This window comes from Streptomyces roseolus (assembly GCF_014649855.1).
In the GTDB taxonomy this organism is placed as follows: domain Bacteria; phylum Actinomycetota; class Actinomycetes; order Streptomycetales; family Streptomycetaceae; genus Streptomyces; species Streptomyces roseolus.
Genome location: NZ_BMTV01000001.1, coordinates 130349 through 145667, shown reverse-complemented (window position 1 = coordinate 145667; position 15319 = coordinate 130349). Strand labels below are relative to the sequence as shown.

Sequence of the window (15319 nt, the reverse complement as noted above, 5' to 3'; positions counted from 1 at the left end):
GCATTCCGTTCGTTGCGCATAGCATCCGCCCATGTCGAATGGTCAGTGGTACCCGCCGGAATGGCCCGACCGCATCCGCGCCCTCGCCGCCGGCGAGCTGGTGCCGGTGACGCCCCGGCGCGCCGCCACCGTGCTCCTGCTGCGCGACGCGGAGGGCGGGCCCGAGGTCCACATGCTGCGCCGCCGCGCCTCCATGGCCTTCGCCGGCGGCGCGTACGCCTACCCGGGCGGCGGGGTCGACCCGCGCGACGAGCAGCCGGTGCGCTGGGCCGGACCCCCGCTGGAGGAGTGGGCGGAGCGGCTCGGGCTCGACGATCCCGCCCAGGCGCAGGCGGTGGTCTGCGCCGCCGTCCGCGAGACCTTCGAGGAGGCGGGCGTGCTGCTCGCCGGGGAGACCGAGGACACCGTCGTCGGCGACACCACCGGCGAGGACTGGGAGCGCGACCGGGCGGCGCTGGTCGCCCGCGAGCTGTCCTTCGCGGACTTCCTCGACCGCCGCGGCCTCGCGCTCCGCTCCGACCTGCTGGGCGCCTGGGCCCGCTGGATCACCCCCGAGTTCGAGCAGCGCCGGTACGACACCTGGTTCTTCGTGGCCGTCCTGCCGGCCGGACAGCGGACCCGGGACGTCTCCGGAGAGGCCGACCGCACCGTGTGGACACGCCCGGCCGACGCGGCCGACGGCTACGACCGGGGCGAGCTGACGATGATGCCGCCGACCATCGCGACCCTGCGCTCCGTCCAGCCCTGCGCCACGGCCGCCGAGGCCCTCGCCGCGGCCGCGAAGCAGTCCATGGCCCCGGTGCTCGCGCAGGCGCGCGTGGAGGGCGACCAGGTGGTGCTCACCTGGCCGGGGCACGACGAGTTCACCAAGCGGGTCGAGGGAGGCACCCCGTGACCGACGCCGCGTCCCTGCCGGGCCGGCCGCGCGGGCTCGTCACCTCGGGGGCCGCGACCGCGCGGGCCGTGAACGTGCTGGCGCCCAACCCGTCCGCGATGACCCTGGACGGCACCAACACCTGGCTGCTCTCCGAGCCGGACGCGGACCTGGCCGTCGTCGTCGACCCGGGCCCGCTCGACGAGGGTCACCTCCGGCACGTGGTCGACACGGCGGAGAAGCTGGGCAAGCGGGTCGCGCTGACCCTGTTGACCCACGGTCACCCGGACCACGCCGAGGGCGCGGGCCGCTTCGCCGAGCTGACCGGCACGGCCGTCCGCGCGCTCGACCCGGCGCTCCGCCTCGGCGACGAGGGCCTGGGGGAGGGCGACGTGGTGACCGTCGGCGGCCTGGAGCTGCGGGTGGTGCCGACGCCCGGCCACACCTCCGACTCGCTCTCCTTCCACCTGCCCGCCGACCGGGCGGTGCTGACCGGCGACACGATCCTGGGGCGCGGCACCACGATGGTGGCCCATCCGGACGGGCGGCTCGGCGCGTACCTGGACTCGCTGCGGCGGCTGCGCTCGCTCACCGTCGACGACGGCGTGCGCACGGTCCTGCCGGGCCACGGGCCGGTCCTGGAGGACGCCCAGGGGGCCGTGGACTTCTACCTGGCGCACCGGACGAGCCGACTGGCGCAGGTGGAGGCGGCGGTCCTGGCCGGGCACCGGACGGCCCCGGAGGTGGTGGCGCACGTCTACGCGGACGTGGACCGCTCGCTGTGGCCGGCGGCGGAACTCTCCGTACGAGCCCAGCTGGAGTACCTGCGGGAGCGCGGCGCGCTCTGACCCTCCGGCCCCCGGGGCGGTCCGGCCGCGCGCCCCGGGCGATCCGCCCCCGTACCCCGGGAACCCTCCGGGCTCCCCGAGTGTCTTACGCTCCGCTTACATCAGGCCGTAGCTCTCGGGGGGAACGCCCGTGTTCGTCATAGCCATTTTGCTGGTCATCGCCGCGGTGGTGCTCTGGTTCGTCGGCCGGTCGCAGGACTCGACCGGCTGGAAGCTGGGTGCCGCCGGCGCGCTGGTCGCCGGAGTCTTCTCCGTGATCGTGAGCATGACGTACGTGATCAGCGCGTACGAGGTCGGCGTCCCGGTCGCCTTCGGCAAGGTCGGTTCGCCGATGACGTCCGGCATGCACGTGAAGTCGCCGTTCACCGACGTCACCACCTTCTCCACCCGCCCCGTCGACCTCAACCTCTCCGACAAGGACGTGGTCGAGGTCCGCTCCTCGCAGGGCGGCGTCATGTACGCCGAGGTCACGGTGAAGTGGGCCGTGGTCCCGGCCAAGGCCGTCGAGCTCTACAAGCTCGCGGGCAGCGAGGACGCCATCCAGCAGCGCCTCGTCTACCCGGACAGCCGCGAGATCGTCCGGAACGTCTTCGCCCGCTACACCAGCGAGCAGGGATACGCCTCCGACCGCGAGAAGGTCAACGCCGAGATCGCCAGGCTCATCACGGAGCGCCTGGAGCCGCGCGGCATCGTCGTCACCACGGTCAACCTGCGGAACGTGAAGCCCTCGGACGCCCTCCAGGGCCAGATCGACCGCAAGATCCAGCAGCAGCAGGACACCGAGCGGGCCCTGGAGGCCGCCCGCACCGCCAAGGCGGAGGCCGACCGGCGCCGCATCGAGGCGGAGGGCATCGCCCGCGCCAACAAGATCCTCGACGACTCGCTGACGGACAAGGTCCTCGCCAACCAGTGCATCGACGCCTTCAAGGAGGCCGCGGCGAAGAACCCGGTCTACGCGGTGCCCTGCGGCAGCGGCGGCTCCGCCCCGGTGATCGTGGACGGCGGCAAGCGCTAGCGGACCCGCGCCGAGCGATCGGAAGCCGACCGACGCGGAAGGGGCCGCCCGGTTCGACCGGGCGGCCCCTTCTCGTGCGTACGGATCCCTAGCGGGAGCGCTTCGCGAGGCGCTCCACGTCGAGGAGGATCACCGCGCGGGCCTCCAGGCGCAGCCAGCCGCGCTGGGCGAAGTCGGCGAGCGCCTTGTTCACGGTCTCGCGGGAGGCGCCGACGAGCTGGGCCAGCTCCTCCTGGGTGAGGTCGTGGACGACGTGGATGCCCTCCTCCGACTGCACGCCGAAGCGGCGCGACAGGTCGAGGAGCGCGCGGGCGACACGGCCCGGCACGTCGGAGAAGACCAGGTCGGACATCTGGTCGTTGGTCTTGCGCAGCCGGCGGGCGACGGCGCGCAGCAGGGCGCCGGCCACCTCGGGACGGACGTTCAGCCAGGGCTGGAGGTCGCCGTGGCCGAGACCGAGCAGCTTGACCTCGGTCAGCGCCGTCGCGGTCGCGGTGCGCGGGCCCGGGTCGAAGAGGGAGAGCTCGCCGATGAGCTCGCCGGGGCCGAGGACCGCCAGCATGTTCTCGCGGCCGTCGGGGGAGGTGCGGTGCAGCTTCACCTTGCCCTCGGTGACCACGTACAGGCGGTCGCCGGGGTCGCCCTCGTGGAAGAGCGCGTCGCCACGGGCGAGCGTCACCTCACTCATCGAGGCGCGCAGCTCGGCGGCCTGCTCGTCATCGAGCGCCGCGAAGAGCGGGGCGCGCCGCAGAACGTCGTCCACGAGTTCACTCCTACTGTCGACCTGCTCACGGGAACCTGGCTCCCATGATGCCGGACGTGCCAAACAGTGCGATCAATCACAACAAGTTTGACGCACCGGGCGCCATTGCCGAACGTCAGGGGCCCGATCGGGGTCCGATCGGCGGTGGGCGGGGCGGATGTCGCCCCCGGCCCCTAGGCTGGCCGGGTGTCCAACTCGCCGGTGAGAACGCAGGCCAAGGGGGCTGGAAGAGTGTCGGCCGAAGGTAATTCCGCTGTGGGCGAACACGGCGTGTCGAAGCACCCGAAAGCCGTGAATCGGGATGGTTCGCCCTCACCCGCACGGGCCGTGAAGAAGTCCGCGGCGAAGAAGGCGACGGCTGTGGAGAAGGCGCCCGGGGCGAAGACGGCGACGGCCGCGAAGAGGGCGCCCGCGGCGAAGACGACGGTCGCGCCCGCCAGGGCCCGCAAGGCCGAGTCGAGGCTCGGCATGGTGCGGCGGGCGCGGCGGATCAACCGGGAGCTCGCGGAGGTGTACCCGTACGCCCATCCCGAGCTCGACTTCCGCAACCCCTTCGAGCTCCTCGTCGCCACGGTCCTCTCCGCACAGACCACCGACCTGCGGGTGAACCAGACGACGCCCGCGCTCTTCGCCCGGTACCCGACCCCCGAGGACCTGGCCGCCGCCGTCCCCGAGGAGATCGAGGAGCTGATCCGCCCGACCGGCTTCTTCCGCGCCAAGACCAAGTCGATCATGGGTTTGGCCGCCGCCCTCAGGGACGACTTCGGCGGCGAGGTCCCCGGCCGCCTGGAGGACCTGGTCAAGCTCCCCGGCGTCGGCCGCAAGACCGCCTTCGTCGTCCTCGGCAACGCCTACGGCGTCCCCGGGATCACCGTCGACACCCACTTCATGCGGCTCGCCCGGCGCTTCGGATGGACCGGGTCCGACGACCCGGTGAAGATCGAGGCCGAGGTCGCCGAGATCTTCCCGAAGAGCGACTGGACGATGCTGTCGCACCGGGTGATCTTCCACGGCCGCCGCATCTGCCACGCCCGCAAGCCCGCCTGCGGGGCCTGCCCGATCACCCACCTCTGCCCCGCCTACGGCGAGGGCGAGACGGACCCGGAGAAGGCCCGGAAGCTGCTCAAGTACGAGAAGGGCGGCTACCCCGGCCAGCGGCTCAACCCGCCCGCCGACTACCCCGGCCGCCCGGCCCCGCCCGCGCCCGGCGTGGCCCCCGGGGCCGTACAGCGGCCCTCCGGCGACCGGTGAGCACCGCGAAGGCCACCGGGGCCCGCACGGCCCCCGGGACCGGCGGGGCCTCCAAGGCCGGCAGGCTCTCCGGGGCCTCCGGGGACTCCAGGGCCTCCAGGGCCCCCGGGAACGAACAGGCGGGGCGACGGCGTTGGACGACTCGGGGGTGCTCATGACGCGCACGGACGAAGAGATCTACGGCCCCGGCACCGGCGGCCTGCTGGACCGGGCCGGCCTGCCCGACTGGCTCGCGCCGGTCGACCGCGCCGCGCGCACCGTCGCGCCCGAGCAGCTGAGCCGCTTCCTGCCGCCCAAGAGCGGCGCCGGCCGCCAGTCCGCCGTCCTGGTCCTCTTCGGCGAGGGCGAGCGCGGCCCCGAACTGCTCCTCATGGAGCGGGCCGGCAGCCTCCGCTCGCACGCCGGGCAGCCGTCCTTCCCCGGCGGCGCCCTCGACCCCGAGGACGGCGACCCGGCCGACGGCGGGCTGCTGCGCGCCGCCCTGCGCGAGGCCGAGGAGGAGACCGGCCTCGACCCGGCCGGCGTCCAGCTCTTCGGCGTGCTTCCCCGGCTCTACATCCCGGTCAGCGGCTTCGTCGTCACCCCGGTCCTCGGCTGGTGGCGCGAGCCTAGCCCGGTCGGGGCCGTCGACCCCGCCGAGACCGCCCGGGTCTTCACGGTCCCCGTGGCGGATCTCACGGATCCGGCGAACCGCGCGACGGCCGTCCACCCGGCCGGACACGCGGGCCCCGCCTTCCTCGTCGCATCCGCCCTGGTCTGGGGTTTCACCGCCGGAGTGATCGACCGGCTGCTCCATTTCGCGGGCTGGGAGCGTCCCTGGGACACCTCGCGGAAGGTCCCGCTCGACTGGCGGTCATGACAGGCTGACCCTTTGGAGGCCGGAGACGGAACGGCGTCCGGAAGAACGGAACTGCGAGGCTGACGACCGTGAACGTGCTGGACATCCTGCTGCTGCTCGCGGCCGTGTGGTTCGCGATCATCGGCTACCGCCAGGGCTTCGTGGTCGGCATCCTCTCCGTGGTCGGCTTCCTCGGCGGCGGCCTCCTCGCCATGTGGCTGCTGCCGATCCTGTGGGACCAGCTCACCGACAAGAGCGAGGTCACCACCACGGTCACCGTGATCTTCGTGATGGCGGTCATCGTCTCCGCCTCCGTCGGCCAGGCGCTCACCACCCACCTCGGCAACAAACTCCGCCGCCACATCACCTGGTCCCCGGCCCGCGCCCTCGACGCCACCGGCGGCGCGCTGGTCAACGTGGTCGCCATGCTGCTCGTCGCCTGGCTGATCGGCTCGGCGCTCGCCGGCACCTCGCTGCCCACCCTGGGCAAGGAGGTGCGCGGCTCCAAGGTGCTCCAGGGCGTCTCCCGGGTGATGCCCGATCAGGTGGACGTCTGGTTCGCCGACTTCAGCTCCACGCTCGCCCGCAGCGGCTTCCCGCAGGTCTTCAGCCCCTTCGCCGACGAGCCCATCACCGAGGTCGTCCCGCCGGACCCGGCGCTCGCCGGCAGCCCCGTCGCCACCCGCGCCCAGCGCTCCATCGTCAAGGTCGTCGGCACCGCGCCCAGCTGCGGCAAGGTCCTGGAGGGCACCGGCTTCGTCTTCTCCGAGCGCCGGGTGATGACCAACGCGCACGTGGTCGGCGGCGTCGACGAGCCCACCGTGCAGATCGGCGGCGAGGGCCGGCTGTACGACGCCAAGGTCGTGCTCTACGACTGGCGCCGCGACATCGCCGTCCTCGACGTGCCGGACCTGAAGGCCACCCCGCTCCGCTTCACCGAGCGCGAGGCGCGGAGCGGGGACGACGCCATCGTCGCCGGCTTCCCGGAGAACGGCTCGTACGACGTCCGCTCCGCCCGCGTCCGCGGCCGGATCAGCGCCGACGGCCCCGACATCTACCACCGGGGCGAGGTGCGCAGGGACGTCTACTCGCTGTACACGACGGTCCGCCAGGGCAATTCCGGCGGCCCGCTGCTCACCGAGGACGGCACGGTCTCGGGCGTGATCTTCGCCCGCTCCCGCGACGACGCCGACACCGGGTACGCGCTGACGGTCCAGGAGATCCGCGAGGACATCGAGCTCGGCCGTACCGCGAACCAGCAGGTCGACACCGACAGCTGCGCCCTCTGATCCCCCCCGGGGCTACGCGGTGTCGCGCGGATGGCGGAGGCGGGCCGAGACCCAGCGGGCCCGCCGCCTGAGGATGCGTGAGATCCCGACCTGCCCGCCGGGAGCGCGGCCCTGCTCCGGCGGGCCTCCCCGCTCGCGGGAGCCCGGCCCGGAGGCCGAGCGGCGGTCGCGTGCCGTGTCACCGTAGTCGTGCGTCCAGCCCATACCCCGACGTCTGCCCGGGGTCCGGGCCCGGTAACCGTTCCGGGGCCCGCCAATCGGAGTATGCGCCCGGCACATGGCCGTTCGACGCAAACCCGTGCGGGCGCGGACCCGTACGGCGACGGCGACGGTCGGGCGTCAGCGGTCGGGCTCGGGGTCCTTCAGCCAGTTGACGAGCTCCGTCGTGAAGGCGGCCGGGTCCTCCTCGTGCGGGAAGTGCCCCAGGCCGTCGAAGAGCCGCCAGCGGTACGGCGCTTCCACGTACTCGCCCGAACCGGCGGCGCTGCGGGTCCGCATCACCGGGTCCATCGAGCCGTGCAGGTGCAGCGTCGGCACCCGCACCGGCCGCTTCATGCGCCGGTTGAACTGGATGCCGTCCGGCCGGGCCAGCGAGCGGACCAGCCAGCGGTACGGCTCGATCGAGCAGTGCGCCGTGGACGGCACGAGCATCGCCCGCCGGTATGCCTCGACCGCCTCGTCCTCCACCGGGCGCGGTCCCGACCACTCCCGGATCAGACGCCCCACCAGCTCGGCGTCGTCGGCGACCAGCTGACGCTCCGGCAGCCACGGCCGCTGGAAGCCCCAGACGTGCGAACCGGCCCGGGACTGGGCGAAGTCGGAGAGCATCGCCGAGCGCCAGCGGCGCGGGTGCGGCATCGAGGAGACCGCGAGTCGGCGGACCAGCTTCGGCCGCATGACGGCGGCCGTCCAGGCGAGGTAGCCGCCCAGGTCGTGGCCGACGAGCGCGGCGTCCGGCTCGCCGAGCGAGCGGACCACGCCGGTGATGTCGAGGGCGAGGTTGGCGGGGTCGTAACCGCGGGGGGTGCGGTCGCTGCCGCCGACCCCGCGCAGGTCCATCGCGACCGCCCGGAAGCCGGCCTCGGCGAGCGCCGGCAGCTGGTGGCGCCAGGTCCACCAGAACTGCGGGAAGCCGTGCAGCAGCAGCACCAGGGGGCCGTCGCCCATCTCGGCGATGTGGAAACGGGCGCCGTTGGCCGCGACGTCACGGTGGGTCCACGGACCGTCGAGGCGTACGGGCCCGCCGCCGGGGGTGCTGCTCTCGGGGAGGGTCATACGGACGAGCGTGCCACAGACTGGGCCTTGGCCAGCGTCACCTCGGCGGCCGGGAGGCCCTCCGGACGGGGGTGCGGCTTCACGTTCTGCATGATCGCGGCGGTCTGCTTGGCGGAGGCGATGGACTTCTCCGGCGGCTTGACCTTCTTGAACTTCGAGACGGCGATCGCGCCGAGGAGGCCCGCGACGATCACGTTGAAGGCGAAGGACAGCAGGAAGCACCAGACGAGGTTCCAGCCGCCGTTGCCGTTGTGCCCGCCGGTCCAGGTGTTGATGGCGTACGCGAGTGCGAAGCTCAGCATCGGCAGCGAGAACAGCAGCACCACGGCGGCGGCGATGGCCGCGCCGCTGCCGATCGCGCCGCGCTTCACGTCCTGCCGGAGCTCGGCCTTGGCCAGGGCGATCTCGTCGTGCACCAGTGCGGACATCTCGGCGGTCGCCGAGGCGACCAGCTGGCCGAGGCTGCGCTCGGTTCCGTCGAACGGGTGGCTCATCGCTCTCCCTCTCCTCTTGTACGGTCCGAGTCTCCGGGTACGGGTCCGAGTCTCTGTGTACGGTCCGCCTCAGATCATGCCGGACGGTCGGCCCCGTCGCGCGGTGCCCCCGCCAGTCGGGCGCGCTCGCGGTGTTCCGCGGCCTTCCGCTCCAGGATCTCGGCCATCCGGAGGTGGTACGCCTCGGTGCCCTCCTCGTACACGTCCGGGATGCCGTCCTCGTCGTCGTCCCGCTCCTCCTCGGCGACGAGGAGCTGGTACTTCCGCACCCGCAGCTTGAGCAGCAGCGAGGCGCAGGCCGCGGCGATCAGCGAGCCCATGAGGACGGCGGCCTTCACCTCGGAGGTGAGCGCCGCGTCCCCCTCGAAGGCGAGCTCGCCGATGAGCAGCGAGACCGTGAAGCCGATGCCGGCGAGGGTGGCGACCGCGAAGACGTCCGGCCAGGCCAGCTGCGGGTTGAGCTCCGCCCGGGTGAAGCGGGCGGTCAGCCAGGTGCCGCCGAAGATGCCGACGGCCTTGCCGACGACCAGGCCGAGGACGATGCCCAGGGTGACGGGCTGGGTGAAGACGTCGCGCAGCGCCTCGCTGGAGAGGGCCACCCCGGCGGAGAAGAGCGCGAAGAGGGGGACGGCGAGACCGGCGGAGAGCGGCCGGACCAGGTGCTCGATGTGCTCCCCGGGGGAGTGCTCCTCGCCCTCGCGGGTGGTGCAGCGGAGCATCAGGCCCATGGCGACGCCGGCGATGGTGGCGTGGACGCCGCTGTTGTACATCAGGCCCCAGATCACCAGGGCCAGCGGGACGTACACGTACCAGCCGCGGACCTCCTTGCGGAGCAGGAACCAGAAGAGGACGAGGCCGGCGACGGCGCCACCGAGGGCGGCGAAGTCCAGGTCGCCGGTGAAGAAGACCGCGATGATCAGGATCGCGAAGAGGTCGTCGACGACGGCGAGGGTGAGGAGGAAGGCGCGCAGGGCGGAGGGGAGCGAGGTGCCGATGACGGCGAGGACGGCGAGCGCGAAGGCGATGTCGGTGGCGGTGGGCACGGCCCAGCCGTCCATGGAGCCGCCGCCGACGGCGTTGACCAGGACGTAGACGAGGGCCGGGGTGGCCATGCCGCAGAGCGCCGCGACGACGGGGAGGGCGGCGGCCCTGGGGTCGCGCAGCTCGCCGGCGACCAGTTCGCGCTTGAGCTCGATGCCGGCGACGAAGAAGAACACCGCGAGGAGGCCGTCGGCGGCCCAGTGGGCTATGGAGAGGTCGAGGCCGAGGGAGGCGGGGCCCATGTGGAAGTGGGAGACCGACTCGTAGCTGCCGGGGAGGACGTTGGCCCAGACGAGCGCGGTGACCGCGGCCGCGAGCAGGAGGACGCCGCCGACGGTCTCGGTGCGCAGGGCGTCGGTGAGGTGGCGGCGCTCGGGGAGCGAGAGCCGTCCGAGGAACGTGCGGTCGGTGGACACGGGGAGCCTCCGGTCGGGTGGGCAGCACACAGCACATGCCGACCAGACTTCCCGGCTCACCTAGGTCTTTCTGTCGCGTTCCTGACGCGTTCCTTACCTTACCTAACGAGCCCGGGGCGCGTCCGGCGGGGATCTTCTCGTCCGATGGGATCTTTTGCCCGTCGTGGATCACTTTAGGGAGGTACGGGGGTTTCGGCGCGGCGGCCGGAGACGGGGGAAGGCCCGCCCCCGGGTGCCGGGGCGGGCCTTCGCGGTGTGCTGCCGGGGGTGCTCAGTCCTCGCTGGACGCGGCGGGCAGCTGCGTCTGGATGAGCGACATGACCGAGGAGTCGGCCAGCGTGGTGACGTCGCCGACCTGGCGGTTCTCCGCCACGTCGCGCAGCAGCCGGCGCATGATCTTGCCGGAGCGGGTCTTCGGCAGCTCGGCCACCGGCAGGATCCGCTTGGGCTTGGCGATCGGGCCGAGCGTGGCGCCCACGTGGTTGCGCAGCTCGGCGACGAGGCTCTCGTCCTGGCTGGCGGTGCCGCGCAGGATCACGAAGGCGACGATCGCCTGGCCGGTGGTCTCGTCGGCGGCACCGACGACGGCCGCCTCGGCCACCGAGGGGTGCGAGACGAGCGCGGACTCGACCTCGGTGGTGGAGATGTTGTGGCCGGAGACCAGCATGACGTCGTCGACCCGGCCGAGCAGCCAGATGTCGCCGTCGTCGTCCTTCTTGGCGCCGTCGCCGGCGAAGTACCTGCCCTCGAAGCGGGACCAGTAGGTGTCGATGAAGCGCTGGTCGTCGCCCCAGATGGTGCGGAGCATCGACGGCCACGGCTCGGTCAGGACCAGGTAGCCGCCGCCGCCGTCCGGCACCTCGTTCGCCTCGTCGTCGACGACGGTGGCGGAGATGCCCGGCAGCGGGCGCTGGGCGGAGCCCGGCTTGGTCTCGGTGACGCCGGGGAGCGGCGAGATCATCATCGCGCCGGTCTCGGTCTGCCACCAGGTGTCCACGATGGGGCAGCGGTCGGCGCCGATGTGCTTGCGGTACCAGACCCAGGCCTCGGGGTTGATCGGCTCGCCGACCGAGCCGAGGACCCGCAGGCTGCTCAGGTCGAACTTCGCGGGGATGTCGTCGCCCCACTTCATGAAGGTGCGGATCAGCGTCGGAGCCGTGTAGAGGATGGTGACGCCGTACTTCTGCACGATCTCGAAGACCCGGCCCTGGTGCGGGGTGTCCGGGGTGCCCTCGTACATGACCTGCGTGGCGCCGTTGGCCAGCGGGCCGTAGACGATGTACGAGTGGCCGGTGACCCAGCCGATGTCGGCCGTGCACCAGTAGACGTCGGTCTCCGGCTTGAGGTCGAAGACGGCGTGGTGGGTGTAGGCGGCCTGGGTGAGGTAGCCGCCGGAGGTGTGCAGGATGCCCTTCGGCTTACCCGTGGTGCCGGAGGTGTACAGGATGAAGAGCGGGTGCTCGGCCGGGAACGCCTCGGGGGTGTGCTCGGCGGACTGGCGGTCGACGACGTCGTGCCACCAGACGTCACGGCCCTCGGTGAAGGCGGTGTCCTCGCCGGTGCGGCGGACGACCAGCACGTGCTCGACCGTCGGGCACTTGGCGACGGCCTCGTCGATGGCCGGCTTGAGGGCGGACGGCTTGCCACGGCGGTAGCCGCCGTCGGCGGTCACGACGACCTTGGCGTCGGCGTCCTGGATGCGGGAGGCGACGGCGTCGGCGGAGAAGCCGCCGAAGACGACCGAGTGGGCGGCGCCGACGCGGGCGCAGGCCAGCATCGTGATCGCGGCCTCGGGGATCATCGGCAGGTAGACGGCGACCCGGTCGCCCTTGCGGACGCCCAGCTCGGTCAGGGCGTTGGCGGCCTTGGAGACCTCGTCCTTGAGTTCGGCGTAGGTGATCGCGCGGCTGTCGCCCGGCTCGCCCTCGAAGTGGATGGCGACCCGGTCGCCGTGGCCGGCCTCGACGTGCCGGTCGACGCAGTTGTACGCCACGTTGAGCTCGCCGTCGGCGAACCACTTGGCGAACGGCGGGTTCGACCAGTCGAGGGTCTCGGTCGGCTCGGTGGCCCAGGTCAGGCGCCTGGCCTGCTCGGCCCAGAAACCCAGCCTGTCCGCCTCGGCCTGCTCGTACGCCTCCGCCGTCACGTTGGCGTGCGCGGCCAGCTCGGCGGGCGGCGCGAAGCGGCGCTCTTCCCGGAGCAGATTGGCCAGGCTCTCGTTGCTCACGACATCTCCCTTTCCCAGGGCGTCCTCTGTGCGTATGTGTCCCGCGTCATACCTCATCAGCCCGATGCCCCGGGTGACAAGAGTCTCCGGGGAATTGGTTTAGACCTGTGAGTGACTTGACGGATGGGCGCCCCTCCTTCCCGAGCGGAGGGAAGGAGGGGCCACACAGTCTCACGGAGGGGGAACGGGAAAGGTTCAGGACGCGCGGGCCCCGCGTACCGGGTCCCGGGGCGGGGCCGGGTCGTGGGGGGCCCGCGCGTGGGGACCCCGGCGTCCGGGACCGGGCGCCGGGCCCCGATGCGGGGTCGGGGCGTCCGGGCCGGGGCTGAGACGCGGGCCCGGGTGGGGGCCCGGCGCGTACGGGCCCCGGTGGGTGGCGCGGCCGCCGTCAGGAGGCCTTGGCCGCCAGGGTGGCCGGCGGGACGCTGTCGAAGACGTCGTCGTAGCCGCGCACCTCGTCCCCGGAGAGCAGGTACGCCTGCGCCTCGCCCACGTGGAAGTACATCCCGTGCAGGGTGAGACTGCCGTCGGCGAGCCGTCTCGCCACCGAGTCGTACGCCCGCAGGTGCTCCAGCTGCTGCACCACGTTGGTCAGGCACAGCTGCTCGACCGCGTCCGCCGGCAGCCGTCCGGAGATCCGCGCCCAGGCGTGGCGGCGGCTCGCCATCCGCTCCAGGCTCGGCCGGCCGTGCCGCAGCCAGCGGTGCAGCGGCGTCGCCGGTTCGTCCGGCCCGGCGCCGAGCAGGGCCTGCATGGCGCCGCAGCCGGAGTGGCCGCACACGGTGATCGACTGCACCCGCAGGACGTCCACCGCGTACTCGATCGCCGCGGCCACCGAGTCGTCGCCGCTCTCCTCGCCGGGCAGCGGCACCAGATTGCCGACGTTGCGCACGGTGAAGAGGTCGCCGGGTCCGCTGGACGTGATCATGCTGGTGACCAGGCGGGAGTCGGCGCAGGTGAGGAAGAGCTGGGAGGGCGTCTGGCCCTCCCGGGCGAGCCGGGCCAGCTCGTCGCGGACCAGCGGCGCGGTGTTCCGCTGGAACTTGCCGATGCCGTGGGCGAGCTGATGCCCCGTCCGCGCCGGAGGCTCCTGCGCCGGGGTGAGGGGCGGCGCGGGCAGCACGGCGCACTGGTGGTTGTGCCAGGGGGTCCAGGGGCGGCAGCAGGGGTGCGGGGAGGGCTGCGTGCCGGCCGCCGGGGCGGAGCCCGTATCGGGCTCGGGGCCGGGGCCGGGGCCGGACGCGGGGCCCGGGGCGCGGCCGCCGGGGGAGTCGGCGATACGGCTCCCGGTGGGGCCGGTCAGTTCGACCGAGCCGCCGTGGGCCCGGTGGGCGGCCGTCCAGTCGTTCAGCGTCTCGTACGCCGCATGGTCCATGAACGAGCCGTCGAGCTCCACCGTCACCTCGGCACCGGCGGGGATCTGGTGCAGCGCCCGGCTCAGTCGCGGCACGGCGAGGAAGGTCAACTGCCCCCGCACGCGCAGCAGCTGGCGGCCGTCGTGCTCCTCCCGGGTGATCCGGGTGCGGGCCAGCCGCTGCATCGCGACCGCGACCGCGACGGCGATCCCGAGGGCGACGCCCTCCAGGAGGCCGATCAGGACGACCCCGGTCAGCGTCACCGCGTAGACCACGACCTCGCGGTGCCGGGTGACCGTGCGGATGTGGGTGATGCTCACCATCTGGATGCCGACGATCATGACGAGCGCGGCGAGCGCGGCGAGTGGGATCAGGTCGATCGCCGGCACGAGGAACAGCGAGGCCAGCACGATCCACAGGCCGTGCAGCATCGTGGAGGCGCGGCTGACCGCGCCCGCCGACACGTTGGCGACGCTGCGGACCGCGACCCCGGCGACCGGGAGGCCGCCGAGCGCGCCGGAGACCATGTTGGCGGCGCCCTGGCCGGCCAGCTCGCGGTCGAGGCGGGAGCGCGGGATGCCGCGACCGCGGTCGGGGCGGGCGGCGACCAGCTTGTCGACGGCGACCGCGGAGAGCAGCGACTGCACGCTGGTGACCAGGGTGATGGTCAGCACGCCGGCGGCGATGCCGAGGACCGGCCCGTCGGGCAGCCCCGGGAGCGCGTGGCTGCTCCAGGACGGCAGGTCGACGCGGGGCACGGTCAGCCCGGCGGTCGCGGCGAGCACGGTCGCGCCGCCGACGGCGACCAGCGCGGCCGGTGCCTTGCGCGCGAGGCGGCCCGCCCGGCCCGGCAGCCGCGGCCAGCCGAGCAGGACGGCGATGGTCAGCCCGCTGATGGCGAGCGCGGAGGGTCGGACGTCCGCCAACTGCGCTGGAAGGCCCAGGGCGTTGGCCACCACGGAGCTCTGCGGGGTCCCGCCGAGGACGATGTGGAGCTGGGCCATGGCGATGGTGACGCCGATGCCGGCCACCATGCCGTGCACGATCGCGGGCGAGACGGCGAGTGCCGACCGGGCCACTCTGAGGGAGGCCAGCGCGAGTTGGGAGAGTCCGGCGAGGACCGTGATGGCGCAGGTGGTGCGCCAGCCGTACCGCTGGATCAGTTCGGCGGTGACGACGGTGAGGCCGGCGGCGGGTCCGCTCACCTGGAGCGGCGAGCCGCCGAGCCGGCCGGCGACCAGACCGCCGACGGCGGCGGCGACCAGTCCGGCCTGGAGCGGGGCTCCGGTGGCGAGTGCGATGCCGAGCGAGAGCGGCAGTGCGATCAGGAAGACGGCGATCGACGCGGAGACGTCCGCGCCGGCGGGGAGGAGGCGGCGGGCGCCTCCGGGCGGGCTGTGGGGCCGCTGGACACGTGGTCGGTTGGGCGTGCGGGCGGGGGTGCAGAGGGTCATCCGGTCTCCTCGGGGCCGAACGGGTACCTCAACTCTGAGTAAACGAATCGTAATGGAGAGTAAAGTCTCCGGCATTATTTTCGGGGCAAACGGGGCAATGGTTCACCGGTTCCGGTGAATGGTGGACGCCTGTCCGCTTGTCGTTTCATCACCCCGCGCCCTCGGGTGCGACGTTGACG

The 15319-nt window shown here is 73.0% G+C and carries 13 protein-coding genes; 6 read left to right on the top strand and 7 right to left on the bottom strand.

Features of this window, described 5'->3' with window-relative positions; genetic code table 11:
• Positions 1–31 precede the first annotated feature (31 nt).
• From IE245_RS00640 to IE245_RS00630, 3 genes are all read left to right on the top strand, one after another.
• Positions 32–895, top strand: coding sequence for an NUDIX hydrolase (locus IE245_RS00640; protein ID WP_189944571.1), 864 nt, complete (start codon positions 32–34; stop codon positions 893–895).
• On the top strand, positions 892–1722 hold the full coding sequence (locus IE245_RS00635; RefSeq protein WP_189944570.1) for an MBL fold metallo-hydrolase: 831 nt from the start codon (positions 892–894) through the stop codon (positions 1720–1722). Before IE245_RS00640 ends, IE245_RS00635 begins: the two co-directional genes overlap by 4 nt.
• A gap of 130 nt (positions 1723–1852) precedes the next feature.
• On the top strand, positions 1853–2737 hold the full coding sequence (locus tag IE245_RS00630; protein ID WP_189944569.1) for a prohibitin family protein: 885 nt from the start codon (positions 1853–1855) through the stop codon (positions 2735–2737).
• Positions 2738–2825: 88 nt separating this feature from the next.
• Here the strand turns inward: IE245_RS00630 and IE245_RS00625 are convergent, their stop codons facing one another.
• Positions 2826–3500, bottom strand: coding sequence for a Crp/Fnr family transcriptional regulator (locus tag IE245_RS00625; protein WP_189944568.1), 675 nt, complete (start codon positions 3498–3500; stop codon positions 2826–2828).
• A gap of 186 nt (positions 3501–3686) precedes the next feature.
• Between IE245_RS00625 and nth the strand changes: the two genes are divergently transcribed.
• The 3 genes from nth to IE245_RS00610 all read left to right on the top strand — a co-directional run bounded on the left by nth (position 3687) and on the right by IE245_RS00610 (position 6878).
• On the top strand, positions 3687–4751 hold the full coding sequence (gene nth / locus IE245_RS00620) for an endonuclease III (RefSeq protein WP_229851010.1): 1065 nt from the start codon (positions 3687–3689) through the stop codon (positions 4749–4751).
• Positions 4752–4905: 154 nt separating this feature from the next.
• On the top strand, positions 4906–5610 hold the full coding sequence (locus IE245_RS00615) for an NUDIX hydrolase (protein WP_189944567.1): 705 nt from the start codon (positions 4906–4908) through the stop codon (positions 5608–5610).
• 68 nt (positions 5611–5678) lie between these two features.
• On the top strand, positions 5679–6878 hold the full coding sequence (locus IE245_RS00610; RefSeq protein ID WP_189944566.1) for a MarP family serine protease: 1200 nt from the start codon (positions 5679–5681) through the stop codon (positions 6876–6878).
• 12 nt (positions 6879–6890) lie between these two features.
• Here the strand turns inward: IE245_RS00610 and IE245_RS36635 are convergent, their stop codons facing one another.
• The 6 genes from IE245_RS36635 to IE245_RS00585 form a co-directional block, all read right to left on the bottom strand.
• A complete protein-coding gene (locus IE245_RS36635; protein WP_169093085.1) occupies positions 6891–7082 on the bottom strand; it encodes a hypothetical protein in 192 nt (63 codons plus the stop codon).
• Positions 7083–7217: 135 nt separating this feature from the next.
• Positions 7218–8153, bottom strand: coding sequence for an alpha/beta fold hydrolase (locus IE245_RS00605; RefSeq protein ID WP_189944565.1), 936 nt, complete (start codon positions 8151–8153; stop codon positions 7218–7220).
• Positions 8150–8647: a phage holin family protein gene (locus IE245_RS00600; protein ID WP_189944564.1), complete on the bottom strand. Its 498-nt coding sequence runs from the start codon at positions 8645–8647 to the stop codon at positions 8150–8152. The genes IE245_RS00605 and IE245_RS00600 overlap by 4 nt, the downstream gene beginning before the upstream one ends.
• 74 nt (positions 8648–8721) lie before the next feature.
• Positions 8722–10104: a Na+/H+ antiporter NhaA gene (nhaA, locus tag IE245_RS00595; protein WP_229851009.1), complete on the bottom strand. Its 1383-nt coding sequence runs from the start codon at positions 10102–10104 to the stop codon at positions 8722–8724.
• A gap of 271 nt (positions 10105–10375) precedes the next feature.
• Complete coding sequence (gene acs / locus IE245_RS00590; RefSeq protein ID WP_189944562.1) at positions 10376–12331, bottom strand: acetate--CoA ligase; 1956 nt, start codon at positions 12329–12331, stop codon at positions 10376–10378.
• Positions 12332–12719: 388 nt separating this feature from the next.
• The gene (locus IE245_RS00585; RefSeq protein ID WP_189944561.1) at positions 12720–15140 is read right to left on the bottom strand and encodes a SulP family inorganic anion transporter; all 2421 of its coding nucleotides are present in this window, start codon (positions 15138–15140) and stop codon (positions 12720–12722) included.
• Positions 15141–15319 lie beyond the last annotated feature (179 nt).